Source organism: Sphingobium sp. SG1, assembly GCF_057063145.1.
In genome coordinates, this window is record NZ_JBVVOJ010000037.1 from 1 (window position 1) to 12906 (window position 12906).

Below are 12906 nucleotides of genomic sequence, written 5' to 3' on the forward strand. Positions count from 1 at the left end.
AGCGAGCCTGGTAGATCGCCATGTTCAATCTTTGTTCTTCAACATGGCCAAAATCGCAGCTTCGGGCCGACTGGGCCCAAAAGCTGCGCTACTATGCCGATCGCGAGTTCGCTGGCCGGTTCGATCCGGCCTGATTCATATAGGCTTCGGGGATTTAGGAACAAACCTTCGGGGTATTGGACACCGTGCGGGGTTTTAACCCACCATCTTCATGCCCCATAAGACCGTTTAAACGGCACTGATATTCAATCGCAATCGTTTGTATATCGCTCCGCGTGCATCCGCGAAGCATCACGATGGCGAGCCAGGCGCGTTGCCGTGTGCGAACGGTGAGTTTTGGGGTATGGGCTCACCGTTGGCGGGAAGCCTGCCGGCCTCGATCGGTGCGGGGATCTAGCTTCGGCCGATCGACGCCTGGAAAGGGCAGCAGCGGCCCGGAGGCGAAAACCCTCCCTTCCCCTGTCAGCATCCCGGAATCGCGCTCAGTGGCCCGGAAATCGACCCCAGTGCCGACATTTCCGCGTGCCCTGCCCTCTCCGGTGGAGTGCCGCGCTCTCCGCATGGCTTTCTGGAAAGCCAATTCGATGGTTTGGTTAAGTGCTGGGCATGAAGTGAAAGCGGGATGGTCGAGCTGGGCGTCTAAGAAAGACTTGTCGGCGTAGCCGACACATTTGCATCCGGGGGATGCCGGGTGGGAGGATCGCGTTAGCGATCCGGGGCGGCCGGAGGCCGCGAGCCGGCGGGGGCGAAGCCCCCAAGAGGCGGTGCTTTTTTCTTCCTTCTCGTCCTCGGTGCGGATGGGCGGGAGTTATCCACAGGCAGGGCTACCCCAAAACTCACCGTTTGCCTTCTGATTCAAAGATTCTTCTTAGATTCAAGATTCGGGGGTGCGCAAACCCGTAGAAAACCAAGGAAAACGGCCTCGAAAAGTGAGTGTTGGGGTCGAGTCGCGTGAGTTTTGGGGTAGCCAAAAGTGAGCTTTGGGGTCGGTTAAGGTGAGTGTTGGGGCAGAGTCGGGTGAGCTTTGGGGTATGCCCGCTCGCGACGGTGAGTTTTGGGGTAGCCCCTCCCCTGCGCGAACGGCGAGCCGGACGATTTGCATAACTCACCGTTCGTTATTAGGGTGAGCCGATGCAAAGAGTCTCCTCACCGTTGGAAGTGATCGCATGACGCAAGCTGTCCTGGCCGATACTGCTCGAACATTGACGCAGCGCGGTCGCGGCAACCCGTTCGATCCCGCCAATTACGGCGAAATCGTCAAGCCCGGCGAGCTGGTCGATATTGTCGAGCTGTCCCCGCTCACCTTGGTTGATCGGCGCATCTACAACCTGCTGATCGCCAATGCCTGGGATCGGATCGGCGAGCCGGTCATTCATCGCATCGCCAAGTCGGCGCTCAAGGGCACGCACCAAGGCAACGAGCGCATCGAAAGCTCGCTGCTACGCTTGATGGGCACGATCGCGATCGTCACCATCCGCAAGGCCGGTAAGAGCTTCAAGCGGCGTGTCCAGCTCCTCGGCCCGAGCGACGAAAGCCTCGAAAAGGACGGCTTCCTCCATTACCGCATCCCCGAGGAGCTGATCGAGATACTGCGCAACAGCGAGGTCTATGCGCGGCTCAAGACGCAGGTGATGTATTGCTTCGAGTCGAAGTACGCGCTCTGCCTCTATGAAATGATCGAGCGCCGCATCGGGCTCGAATATAAGCAATCCGAAGAGTTCACCGTCGCCGAACTGCGCGGCCTGTTGAACGTCCCCGAAGGCAAGCTCGAACGCTTCGCCGACTTCAACAAATACTGCCTCAAGGTAGCGGCCGACGAAATCAACAAGCTCTGTCCCTTCTATGTCGAGTTCACCCCGATCAAGAAGGGCCGCAAGGTCGAGCGGGTGTCGATGATGTGGCTGCCCAAAACGTCCAGCGGGCGGCGCGACGCGCAAAACCTGATCGATCAGCACAGCATCGTGCGCCGCGCCAAGCTGCGCGGCGGCATCCCCGAAATGCCGGTGCTGGTGGATTTCACCCTGCACGCCGCCGAACGGTGAGCCCCTACCCCAAAACTCACCGTTCGCGCGCTACGGCCGCCCAGCGCCGCCGGACCTTGCCTCGCGCCCTATCCCTCGCCGGCGTCTAGCGCGCGGCTGACGGTGAACTGAATCCACGCGCTGCGGCTGATCCCGCGCCGTTTGGCCGCCGCATCGACCTTGGCGAGAAGCGCGCGGTCGAAACGCAGCATCACCGGCGACTTGCGCGGCTCGCTCCCCTCCCCCGCTTCCTCGGCCGCCGCGATCGGTGCGGCCGCAGGCTTGGCCGCGCCGGCGATGAAGGCGTCGGCCGCCGCGTCATCGGCCGGAGACTTCGGCTTGCTGTTCGGTTTACGGGCGATAGCCATCGACATGCACTCCGATATTATCGTGATATACAGACGGCAGCGATCAGCGCCGTCAGCTCATCGATCGCCTTGGGGTCGCGCGGGCTCTGCTCAAGGATCGCCCTGCCCTCGGCCGCCGCGTTCGGGAACGCCTTGCGCCGCACGATCGACGTCGGCAGCACCTCGATCCCCTCGATGTCGCCGATCATCTCCAAGGCCGCCTCATTGTCCGCCCCTTGCGCATCCGCCCCGTTGAGGATGGCGACGGCGCGCAGCCCCTCGTTGATCTCGCGCGCCTCGGCGACCAGCGCCGCGACCTGATCCAAGGCCCACACGTCAAAGCTGCGCGGCTGCACCGGGACCAGGAGCGTGTCGGCGACGGTGAGCGCGGCGCGCAGCGAGCCGGTGTCGCGCCCGCCCACGTCGATGATGATGTCGTCATATTTGCTGGCGAGCTGGCGGACCTGGCTGCGCAGCGCCGCGCCGGTGAGCGCGACGGCAGTATAGCCGGCCTCGCCCAATCGCTCGGTGCGAAGCTGGGTGAAGGTGAGGGCGGTGCCCTGCTCGTCGCCATCGACCAGCAATAGGTCGCGACCGGCGAGCGCCAGCGCGACCGCGAGGTTGACGGCGAGCGTGGTCTTACCGACGCCGCCCTTGGTGTTCCCTACTGCCAATATCATAGCGCCCTCGCTGTGCGTGCAATCGTTAATCGCTCCGGCATGATCTGTCCATCATTGTGATATACAGACGATGCTCACTCCTCCGGCTTGGGATCGTCGTCGTCGAGCGGGTCATGCTGCATCGGGCCATGCCCCTCGATCGGGCAGAGCGGCGCGCCGGCCTGTTCCAGCCATTTGCGCGTGGTCCTGACCGTATAGCCGCACGTCGCGCACTCGCATTTCAGCAGCCGGGTCGTCTGCTTCTTGGGCGCGGTCGTCTCGCCGGCGGTGTCGAGGCGGGCATGGGGGAGGGGGCCTGCCGCATCGAGGATCGGCGTCACGGCCATCAAGAACGCCTCGCCGGGGGTGGTGGCGCGCATCGGTCCGACCAGCCCTAGACCGACAGCAACCCGTTTAAACGCCTTTCCATGCCCCGCCGGGATGCCGACAGCGGTGTGGACCAGCTCGTGCGCGAGGATCGCCGCGATCTGCGCCGGCATGGCGTCGGGCGCGTGCGCGAGGTCCGGCCGGATGAAGATTTCAAAATGGCCGTCCGCGCTCCGCCGGTTATCCCAGCACTCGCCGATCGCCTTGCCTTTCGCGCCCCGACTGGTGAAGCCGATCGCGACGCGCACGCGCGCGGGCAGGGGAGCGTCCAGCGCCGCGAACAAGGAAGCCATGCCCAGCGCCACACGGTTGAGCCAGCTCTCGCGGTTGTCGTCGGTCATCGCATTTGCTCCTTCAAATCGCCCTGCAGGGGCGATGGCCTCGCCATCGCTCCGAGTTCGCGCGGAGCAGCGGGGGAGAGGGGGGCAGCGAGAATCTGACGGGGTGGTGCGGGCGCAAGGAGCGCGAGCGACTGAGCCACGGCCCGGCTGATTGTCGTTGCTGGGGGGAGGGGGCGGCGTCCCCCTTCCACCGCCAAGCCAATGGATCTCGCCGGTAACACCGGCGGCAGCAGGGCGGGGGCTCGCCCCGGCCCTCACGCGAGGATCGTCACGCGGATGCGCCGAGACGCCGGCACGGCGGCTCGGTCGGAGCCGTGAGGCGGAGATAGAGCCGTGCCCGTCAGGGCCGCGCCCATGCCAAGGATCGCTGTTGAATATCGTAATGATATATACATGATATCACATCGCTACCCATCGTCTGCCTTTGTCTATGCAACGCTTGCACCAGTGCATTCCTTGCACTACATAGAGGCATGGTCACGATGCATCGCGGTCCTCGCTGGAAGATTGCGGTCTACGGTCGCGATCATGGCGTGCCGCACTTTCATATCGAGGGCGTGGAGTTCCGCTGCTCGGTGTCGATCGCCGCATTCGAGGTGATCGTGGGAACGGTGCCGGCAGCGGTGTTGAATGACGCGCTGGAATGGGCGCGCCCCAATCAGGCGCTGCTCATGCAGACCTGGCAGGAGTTGAACGGATGAACGTCGCCGACAAGACCCGCACCATCGCCGACGTGCGAGCGATCGGGCCAGGATCGCTGCATCTGTCCTGGTCGGACGGGACGGCGACCAATCTCGATCTTGGCGCTGTTCTTGCCGACCGCGCCTTCGCCGCGCTGCGCGATCCGGAAGAGTTCGCCAAGGTCGAAGTCGGCGATTGGGGGCATAGCCTGGCTTGGCCCTCGGGCGCCGAGCTGGGCGCGGATGCGCTGTGGCTCGAAACGCTGTCGGCAACCGGGCATGGCGACGTCCGTGCGTTCCTTGAATGGCGGCTGCGCCATGCCCTGTCGCTATCGAAGGCGGCCGACGCGCTGGGAGTCTCGCGCCGAATGGTCGCCTATTACTCCAACGGCGAGAAGAAGGTGCCGAAACCGATTTTGCTGGCGTGCCGGGGCTGGGAAGCCAGCAACGGGCTATACCAGGCGGCCTGACCAGCATGAGGGCGATTTTCATCCGGCACGGCGAATCCACCGGCAACGCCGGCGTGCCGTGTCACGATCTCGCGGCGATCGAGCTGACGGAGCGCGGCCACGAACAGGCGCGCCAAGTCGCGGCGAGCTGGGCGCAAGCGCCCGCGCTCATCGTCACGTCGCCCTATACCCGCACCCGGCAGACGGCCGCGCCGACGATCGCGCGCTTTCCCGGCGTGCCGGTGGACGTGTGGCCGATCGAAGAGTTCACCTATCTGCAACCGGCGCGCTGGAACGGCACGCGCAGCGCGGAGAGGATGCCGCACCTTGAACGCTATTGGCGCGAGGCCGATCCTGATTATTGCGACGGGGAAGGGGCGGAGAGCTTCGCCACCCTGCTCCGGCGCTGCGAGGCGGCGCTGACGCGCCTAGCCGCCATGCCTGCGGACTCGCTGGCCTATGTATTCGGGCATGGGCAGTTCATCCAGGCCGCGCGCGCGATCGTCGCCGACACCCATCTGGATGACCGGGGCAAAATGCTCGGATTCTGGCGCAAAGGCGAGCCGCCCGTGATCGGCAACGCGGAACGGTTAGGATTTCATTGGGAAGATGACCGCTGGGCCTGCGTGTCCAGCTTCACTCCCGCCGCTGTTGCGACATAGGATTTTGCGACGGGTTTTCAGACGACGGTGCCTTCTCGCGCCGTTGGAGGTTCGTTTGCGGGAATGCTGGATGGTCATCGCGAACTGATCGGCATCTCATCGCTTCGTCTGATATGGAAACAGGAATGACGATGATGAACGATCATAGACTGGTCGTCGTGGGTGGCGGCGTGGCGGGGCTGGAGATCGCAACACGCCTTGCTGGCCGGCGATCCGGCAATCGACGATTGAGCGTCACGCTCATTGATCGCGAAACGGCATATGTATGGAAACCGATGCTGCACACGATCGCGGCAGGCACGTCGGACGCCGGCATGCAGCAGACCGTATATGCCGCGCAGGCGCTAAGCCACGGCTTCCGCTACGAGTATGGTGAGGCAGTAGGGGTCGACCGCCAACATCGGGAAGTCCGCCTCGCCGCGCTCGCATTTGACGGCGAAGACGTGGTGCCTGAACGCACCGTTAGTTACGATACGCTCGTGCTGGCGGTTGGCAGCCGGGCCAACGACTTCGGCACGCCCGGCGTCGCCGAGCATTGCGAAAGCATCGACAGCCGATCAGATGCCATCGCGTTCAATGACCGGCTGCGGGTCGAGCTACTGAAGGCCGTGGTGGCGGCATCGCCGCTGACGGTCGGCATCGTCGGAGGCGGCGCTACCGGCGTCGAGCTTGCTGCGGAGCTGGTCCAAGTCGCCGGGGTCGCTGAACATTACGGCATTGCGGGTGCGCCAAACTATCTCAGGGTCGTCCTGATCGAGTCCGGGCCGCGGCTGCTCGGGCCGTTTCCGGAGCGGGTGGCGACGGCGGCGCAGCGCAAGCTGGAGCAGCTCGGCATTGAGGTCCGGACGGGAACGCGCGTCACGGCCGTAGACGGAGGCGGGTTCACGCTCGGGGACGGCCAGGTCGTCCTGGCGGGACTGAAAGTGTGGGCCGCAGGCGTGAAGGCACCGCCTCTGCTCGACATGTTCGCGGACATGGAGCGAACGCGCAGCGGCCAACTCGTTGTCGGCCCTACGCTCGCGACGCCAGCCGACCCGGACATCTACGCGCTTGGCGACTGCGCAGCCCCGCGTCTCCCAGCGCACGACGGCCCCGTGCCGACAACGGCGCAGGCAGCGAGCCAGCACGCCAGCTATCTCTCCCGGCACCTGCCGGCGCTGATTGCCGGAAAGAAGGCACCTCCGGCCAGCTACCGCGATTTCGGAGGGCTGGTGTCGCTGGGTGGCTTCGATGCTTATGGTACGCTCGGCCGTTTCGGTTTCTTCGATGGTGGCTTTCTGCGGGGCCGCGTTGCCCAGCTTGGCCACGCGATGCTCTACCGGCGCTATCAGGCGCGTCTGCATGGCGTCTGGCGCGGTACGTTGCTCTGGCTCCTGGACACGATCGGACGACGGGTAAGATCGGGCGCGAGGCTGACCTGAATCGTAGTAGTCTTGAACGGTACCAACGCACAGCGGCAGCTTTGATGACGATCGTTACATAGGTCTTGCATGTAATCCATCACTTCTCGCTGGCTGCTACACCGCACGGGCTTTCCGTTCTACCATCCCGACGCAGGAAAGCGTGAGCCTGTCGATGGCCGTTCCGTTCACCCTTAGCGTGCAGATACGTCACTTTCGTGTAGTCACCCCTTCTGGCAGGGCGGTGCGCCCCCGGTCGTCGCCAACGCGCAGCGCATAGGATTCCAGTGGCAGGGCGATTGCTGGACCTGTGCGCCGGCGCCCGCCGCCTAGATCAACACCCGCTCCACCTCGTCCAGCGTCACGTCATCGGGGCGGCGATCGTAGAGCTGGGTGGTGCGGGTCGAGCTGTGGTTCGCCATCGTCGCAGCCGTCTCCAGCGTGCCGCCGTTCTTCAAATAGGTGGTGATCCCGGTTGCCCGGAAACTGTGGTTGCCGATCGCCGTCTCGATCCCGGCCGCCGCCGCGCGCCGGCGCACCATCGCGAAGGCATTGGCCTGGGGCAGGGGGGTATCGCTGAGGCGCTTGGTCCGCCGCCCGATCGTGCGGAACAGCGGCCCCTTGCGATCATCGCGCAAGCCGCAGCCGTCGAGATAATCGGTCAGATAATGCTCAAGGTTGTGGTGACATGGCATTTCGTGCCGCTTGCCGCCCTTTTCGTGCAGCCGCACCCATAGGCGGCGGTTCTGCACGAAAACGTCCTCGACCCGCATCGCCAGCGCCGCGCCGATCCGCGCGAAACTATAGACCATGAGGCCGATCAGGGCACGGTCGCGCAGGCCGGCATGGGTGGTCACGTCGATCCGATCGAGCAAGGCGCGCGCCTCTTGCGCGGCCAGCACCGGCGTCTTGCCGCGCCGCTGGCTATGCGCCGGCCCGCGCACCGATGCGGCGGGGTTCACCGGCACGATATGGCCCGTTACCAGCCAGTCGAACAGGTGGCGCACGCCGGCGAGCTGCTGCTTGACGCTGGGCGCGGCCAGCTCGCGCGTCAACGCCTCAACCCAGGCCGCGACGTGGAGCGGCTGCACCTGGGCGAGCGAGGCGACGCCGCGCTCCGCTGCCCAAGCCAGGAAGTCGCCCGCCGCGCGCATATAGGCGCGGCGCGTGTGCGGGTTGCGGATGGTGACGGCGAAGAACTCAAGGAAACGCAGCCGCGTGGCGTCGTCGGCCGACGCGATCAGCGCCGGCAACGCCAGCGCGGGCGAGGGCAGGGGGGCGAGCTGGTTCATCGCGTGATCTTCTCCCAGCGGGCCGCTTCGGGGCGCGGCTCGGCCATTTTGCGGAGCAGCTCGTCAAACACCTCATCGGCATCGTGGACGCGGCCAGCCTGCACGTCTTCAAGGCCGCGCTCTATTGATGCATCCAATGTCCGGCGTAGCAGCTCGTCGCGCAAATCGCGGTGCGGCTCCATCTCGATGAAATTCTGGACGATCAGGAACACCGCTTCGGACGGATCGGCGAACCTGCCACGCTCGATCTGCGCCAATAGCCAGTCAGCGAGGTCGCTGGTAAGATAGGCCTCGAACAAAAGGCCGGCGGCGCGGGCCTGCTCGCGCAATGCCCTGGCCTGGTCACGCTCGGCGGAGTTGTCGTCGGGCAGCTCGTCAACGTCCATAGGGGCCTTCCTCTCGTCAGTGGATCTCGGGATCGTTTAAACGGCTCCGCCAAGGCTCGGCGACAACCCGGTCGTAAAGCGAGGCTTGCCCCGAAGCCGCCAGCTCGCCGCGCCAAATGTCCACGGGCGGTATCCCCGGCAGGAAGTCAGACAGGATCGATGTCAGCCTCTCCCACATCGGCTCGGTCTCTCCGACGACAAAGAGTCGTTCGTCGGCCCCATCCATGATCCCGAACACGAACACCGGGATACGCCGCTCGCTGGTCCGATCCACCAGCGCCATGACCACGCTGATGCTCGATATCGCGGACCAGGGCGCTACCCGCTCGGTCTCATCGATCTGCAGCACCAGGCCGCTGCCGGCGATGCCGACGATCTCGTTCCGCCATGCCAATTCCTCGGCCATGCCCCGCTCCGCCGTAGTATATGATAAAGGACATTATCATATATAGATTGGGACAGCTAGACCAAGGCTCGCAACCAAGCGCCGCTCGGACGCGTTTGCCGGCCGACTGGTTGGCCGCGCTGAATCGATCTCGTCCCGCAACGATGGTCATGCGCCCAACCCCAACCATAGGCGGCCAATGACCCACCAACTCGCACAGCATCGCATGGCGGATAGGACAGCAACACCATCAAGGCCGCTCTCGGTCCGGGTGGGAAGAAAGCTCAGGCCGTGGATCAATCGCGCCATCACCCACTCATCACGCGTCCCGAACAGCCCGGTTCTCGACGCGGACCTGTTCCGGTGGACACGGACGCTTTCCGCTGAGTGGCACGCGATCCGGGCCGAAGCCGAGCGGGTTATCCGGCATCAAAGCGCCATTCCGCCGCTCAACGAGATTTCGCCCGATCATGCTCGCATCGCCGCCGATGGCAAATGGCGGTCCTTCTTCCTCTATGGCTATGGCTATCGCATCGATGAGAATTGCGCGCGCGCTCCGGCGACGGCCGCGCTGATCGAACAGGTGCCCGGTCTCAATTCGGCCTTCTTCTCGATCCTCGCGCCGGGATGTCATATCCCGCGCCACAAAGGCGTGACCAAGGGCATCCTGACCTGCCATCTCGGCTTGCGCGTGCCGGCGCGGGCAGAACGATGCCGGATGCGGGTCGAGGATCGGGTCGTGCATTGGCGCGAAGGCGAGTGCCTGGTGTTCGACGATAGCCAGGAGCATGAGGTCTGGAACGACACCGATGAGACGCGCGTGGTGCTCCTTCTCCAGTTCGCACGACCGCTGCGCTTTCCCGGCAACGCCATCGCCCGCCTCTTTCTGGAAGGTGTTCGCCGCACCGCTTTCGTACAGGAGGCGCGCCGTAATCTGGGCGATTGGGAAACCGCCTACCGGAACGCGGAAGCGCAAGGCTGAGTGGAGAGAGCCGGTGTTCGCCTAGATTCAATGACGCTCAGGGAAATTGCCTCTGTGCTTACATAGGCTTGTAAACAGGTTTACCCACCTCTTAACAATCCGGAATGCTGCTTGATCGGTTCCTGCGTCGCATCATCCGCCAGGGTGAACTCATCATCACGAACGCCGATAGCAAGGTGTATCGCTACGGCGCACCCGATCCGGCGCGCGAGCCCGTCCACCTCATCTTACACGACAACCGCGTGGCGCTCGACATCATGCGCCATCCGGTGCTGGGCATGCCGGAAGCCTATATGGACAAGCGGGCGGACGTGGGCGGCGACGATATTCTCGCGCTGCTCGATCTGTTCCGCTTCAATAGCCGGTGGGAAAGCGCGGTGGATGGCGGTCTCGGCATCGGCGAGCATCCCTGGCTGACCAGACTTGGCCGCTTCAACTCGATGGTCCGCTCGAAGCGCAATGTGGCGCATCATTACGACCTGTCGGATCGGCTCTACGATCTCTTCCTCGATCGCGACAAGCAGTATAGCTGCGCCTATTTCACGCCCGAGAACGAGGATCGCGATCTCGACCGTGCGCAGCTCGAAAAGAAGGCGCATATCGCCGCCAAGCTGAACCTCAAGTCCGGCCTCAGGGTTCTCGACATCGGCTGCGGTTGGGGCGGCATGGCGCTCTATCTGAACCGCGTGGCCGACGTTGACGTGCTCGGCATCACACTTTCCGAGGAGCAGCTCAAGGTGGCGCGCCGCCGCGCCGAGGAGGCCGGTGTCGCCGATCGCGTGAGATTCGAGCTGATCGATTATCGCGCGCTTAGCGGCACATTCGACCGGATCGTCTCGGTTGGCATGTTCGAGCATGTCGGCGTGCCGTCCTACCGCACCTTTTTCGGCAAGGTGCGCGATCTGCTGGCGGACGACGGCGTGGCCCTCATCCACACCATCGGCCGCATCGGCCCGCCGAGCTATACCGACAGCTTCACCGCGAAATATATCTTTCCAGGTGGCTATATCCCCTCACTGTCCGAAGCGATGGCAGCGAGCGAGAAGGAGCATCTGATGCTCTCCGACGTGGAGGTGCTGCGCCTCCATTATGGCTACACGCTCCAGCATTGGTATGATCGCACCGGTGCTGCAAAGGATCAGATCGTCGCCCTCTACGATGAGCGCTTCTATCGCATGTGGCGCTTCTATCTCGCCGGCGCGCTGACCGCCTTCACGCAATCGGATATGGTCAATTTCCAACTGCAATATATCCGCGATCGTCACGCGCTGCCGATCACGCGGGATTACATCGCCCGAACCGAGAAGGCCCTGATCGCCAAGGGCTGATCGGGCTTCTTTGCCGTTCGGTTCGCGTGGATCTCTGCGCGGCCTGGCGGAAGGGGCGCCGGAGCACTCAGCTTTGGCGCAGGCGCCGAAAACCCGCCAATAAGCTGCGAAGCTGCGGGTCCGCTACAGCGCCTATCGCCTCCTCGATCGAGAACCAGCGGCGCTCGCGCAGGTGCATCTCCTGCCAAACGGAAAGCTCATCGATCACCAGTAGGCCGAACGCCTGCACGAAATTGGGTCCGCTGGAACCATCTGGCGGCTTTTCCTCCCGGCGATATGTCCCGATCGGCTGCTTATCCACCTTGCCCAGCACGCCCGCTTCCTCGAACGCCTCGCGTTCCGCCGAACGGCTCGGCAGCGTGCCCCGCTTCACCTTGCCTTTCGGAATGATCCAGCGGCGTCGGCGCCGGGAGGTGACGAGCAGAATCTGAAGCCTGTCCTCGGCATCGATGCGATACGGAATCGCGGCCGATTGGGTGACAGCGCCGTTGGAATGGCGCGCAGGAAGCGGGCCACGATCGCGGCGATGGGGAGGCTGCCTATCAGAACGCGAAGCGCGAGGCATGATCTATGGAGAAGCGGGCCTCTGTCGATCACCAGGAGGAGATTCGAAGCGCTTCTATAAGCTGAGGCCTGAGCTGCCATTGCCATTGCTCGATCATGTCGTCCTCCTTGAACGATCCATGCCCGCCATCTCCCGCGCGTGAGGCGAGCGCAAAAGTCCAGATTGGGCCCACGGCTTCGTGCTCTGGCGGCTCCCATTCGAGCGCCTCGGCCAGCTTGCGGCCCAACATGGCATATTGCATGTCCGTCCCCTGATAATCATCAAAGCCGGCCTCCTCGGCAAGCTGGGCCATCGTCAGGATATGATCGGGCGCACGCAAATGCGCCGCGAGCATCGCTCGTTGCCCATCTGTGATGCGAATATCCTTGAGTGAGGCGACGACGGCGGAAACGCTCGGAAAACCGGTCTCCGCGCGCACCCTTTGCTCGTCGGCGCCGGCGACATCCAGCGCCTTCTTCACCGCGTCGATCGCCTCCTCGCGCGTGTCGGCCGTTTCGATCTCGCTCGCAATGTGCATCCCTCTGAACGCGCGCGCTTGCCAGGTCTCGCCTGCCTTCACCGCTTTGATGGAACAGCGTCCATGGACGACCGATTCTGACGTGTTCCGCATCCGTGCTCCCGCGCTTATGTGCTTTTAACCCCGCGCCGCCTGTCGTCGGCTCACCAACGCTCCAGTTCAAGGCCAAGCCTGGTCCCGCCTTCGATCGTCCACTGCGGCTTCGCGCCGATCTGGCGACATAGGCCTTCGATCAAGGCCATGCCGGTCCCGAACCCGGGACCGCACGATCGCCTCTCCGCCGGCAAGCCTTTGCCATTATCGCAGATATGCACCCGCAGTTGCTTGTCCTGCTGCTGCACTTCGACGCGGATCAGCGCCTGCTCCTCGCTATCCTCGAAGGCATATTTGAGGCTGTTGGTCGCGAACTCATTGAGAATGAGCCCCAGGGCTCTGTTGCAAAGATTGGCGGCAGTCAGAGGTAGGCTGTCGCTCTGCGCCGATCAGGCGGCTGCTGCGAAATGGT

The 12906-nt window shown here is 64.0% G+C and carries 16 protein-coding genes; 7 read left to right on the forward strand and 9 right to left on the reverse strand.

Annotation, left to right across the window (positions count from 1 at the left end; all coding sequences use genetic code 11):
- Window positions 1-1166: 1166 nt before the first annotated feature.
- Complete coding sequence (locus tag AC0KVN_RS26710) at window positions 1167-2042, forward strand: replication initiation protein (RefSeq protein WP_030538620.1); 876 nt, start codon at window positions 1167-1169, stop codon at window positions 2040-2042.
- Between the two features lie 68 nt (window positions 2043-2110).
- On the opposite strand, the gene AC0KVN_RS26715 is transcribed toward AC0KVN_RS26710, so the two are convergent.
- The 3 genes from AC0KVN_RS26715 to AC0KVN_RS26725 form a co-directional block, all read right to left on the reverse strand.
- Window positions 2111-2389 carry a hypothetical protein gene (locus AC0KVN_RS26715; protein ID WP_030538621.1) on the reverse strand — a complete coding sequence of 93 codons (279 nt, stop codon included), beginning with the start codon at window positions 2387-2389 and terminating at the stop codon, window positions 2111-2113.
- A gap of 17 nt (window positions 2390-2406) precedes the next feature.
- Window positions 2407-3048: an AAA family ATPase gene (locus AC0KVN_RS26720; protein ID WP_030538622.1), complete on the reverse strand. Its 642-nt coding sequence runs from the start codon at window positions 3046-3048 to the stop codon at window positions 2407-2409.
- A 74-nt stretch (window positions 3049-3122) separates the two neighbouring features.
- Window positions 3123-3755 (reverse strand): transcription elongation protein SprT, encoded by a 633-nt coding sequence (locus AC0KVN_RS26725; protein WP_030538623.1) that lies wholly within the window; start codon window positions 3753-3755, stop codon window positions 3123-3125.
- A gap of 473 nt (window positions 3756-4228) precedes the next feature.
- On the opposite strand from AC0KVN_RS26725, the gene AC0KVN_RS26730 reads away from it, so the two are divergent.
- The 4 genes from AC0KVN_RS26730 (at window position 4229) to AC0KVN_RS26745 (ending at window position 6967) form a co-directional block, all read left to right on the forward strand.
- Window positions 4229-4456 carry a DUF4160 domain-containing protein gene (locus AC0KVN_RS26730; RefSeq protein ID WP_030538624.1) on the forward strand — a complete coding sequence of 76 codons (228 nt, stop codon included), beginning with the start codon at window positions 4229-4231 and terminating at the stop codon, window positions 4454-4456.
- On the forward strand, window positions 4453-4905 hold the full coding sequence (locus tag AC0KVN_RS26735) for a DUF2442 domain-containing protein (protein WP_030538625.1): 453 nt from the start codon (window positions 4453-4455) through the stop codon (window positions 4903-4905). The genes AC0KVN_RS26730 and AC0KVN_RS26735 overlap by 4 nt, the downstream gene beginning before the upstream one ends.
- A 5-nt stretch (window positions 4906-4910) precedes the next feature.
- On the forward strand, window positions 4911-5546 hold the full coding sequence (locus AC0KVN_RS26740) for a histidine phosphatase family protein (RefSeq protein ID WP_037470206.1): 636 nt from the start codon (window positions 4911-4913) through the stop codon (window positions 5544-5546).
- A gap of 125 nt (window positions 5547-5671) precedes the next feature.
- Window positions 5672-6967, forward strand: coding sequence for an NAD(P)/FAD-dependent oxidoreductase (locus AC0KVN_RS26745; protein ID WP_306003060.1), 1296 nt, complete (start codon window positions 5672-5674; stop codon window positions 6965-6967).
- 308 nt (window positions 6968-7275) lie between these two features.
- Here AC0KVN_RS26745 and AC0KVN_RS26750 read toward each other — a convergent pair whose 3' ends face one another.
- The 3 genes from AC0KVN_RS26750 to AC0KVN_RS26760 are packed head-to-tail and all read right to left on the reverse strand — an operon-like array spanning window position 7276 to window position 9030.
- Window positions 7276-8238 (reverse strand): tyrosine-type recombinase/integrase, encoded by a 963-nt coding sequence (locus tag AC0KVN_RS26750; protein ID WP_030541196.1) that lies wholly within the window; start codon window positions 8236-8238, stop codon window positions 7276-7278.
- Window positions 8235-8624 carry a hypothetical protein gene (locus AC0KVN_RS26755; RefSeq protein WP_030541195.1) on the reverse strand — a complete coding sequence of 130 codons (390 nt, stop codon included), beginning with the start codon at window positions 8622-8624 and terminating at the stop codon, window positions 8235-8237. The genes AC0KVN_RS26750 and AC0KVN_RS26755 overlap by 4 nt, the downstream gene beginning before the upstream one ends.
- Window positions 8625-8640: 16 nt before the next feature.
- Window positions 8641-9030: a hypothetical protein gene (locus AC0KVN_RS26760; RefSeq protein ID WP_030541194.1), complete on the reverse strand. Its 390-nt coding sequence runs from the start codon at window positions 9028-9030 to the stop codon at window positions 8641-8643.
- Between the two features lie 178 nt (window positions 9031-9208).
- Between AC0KVN_RS26760 and AC0KVN_RS26765 the strand changes: the two genes are divergently transcribed.
- Both AC0KVN_RS26765 and AC0KVN_RS26770 read left to right on the forward strand, forming a co-directional pair.
- Window positions 9209-9991: an aspartyl/asparaginyl beta-hydroxylase domain-containing protein gene (locus AC0KVN_RS26765; RefSeq protein WP_483656686.1), complete on the forward strand. Its 783-nt coding sequence runs from the start codon at window positions 9209-9211 to the stop codon at window positions 9989-9991.
- A 104-nt stretch (window positions 9992-10095) separates the two neighbouring features.
- Complete coding sequence (locus AC0KVN_RS26770) at window positions 10096-11319, forward strand: class I SAM-dependent methyltransferase (RefSeq protein WP_483656687.1); 1224 nt, start codon at window positions 10096-10098, stop codon at window positions 11317-11319.
- 67 nt (window positions 11320-11386) lie between these two features.
- Here AC0KVN_RS26770 and AC0KVN_RS26775 read toward each other — a convergent pair whose 3' ends face one another.
- From AC0KVN_RS26775 to AC0KVN_RS26785, 3 genes are read right to left on the reverse strand one after another with little or no spacing between them, the layout of a single operon-like run.
- Window positions 11387-11884 carry an NUDIX hydrolase gene (locus tag AC0KVN_RS26775; protein ID WP_483656688.1) on the reverse strand — a complete coding sequence of 166 codons (498 nt, stop codon included), beginning with the start codon at window positions 11882-11884 and terminating at the stop codon, window positions 11387-11389.
- Between the two features lie 28 nt (window positions 11885-11912).
- Window positions 11913-12494, reverse strand: coding sequence for a hypothetical protein (locus AC0KVN_RS26780; protein WP_483656689.1), 582 nt, complete (start codon window positions 12492-12494; stop codon window positions 11913-11915).
- A 50-nt stretch (window positions 12495-12544) separates the two neighbouring features.
- The gene (locus AC0KVN_RS26785; protein ID WP_483656690.1) at window positions 12545-12859 is read right to left on the reverse strand and encodes an ATP-binding protein; all 315 of its coding nucleotides are present in this window, start codon (window positions 12857-12859) and stop codon (window positions 12545-12547) included.
- Window positions 12860-12906: the final 47 nt, after the last annotated feature.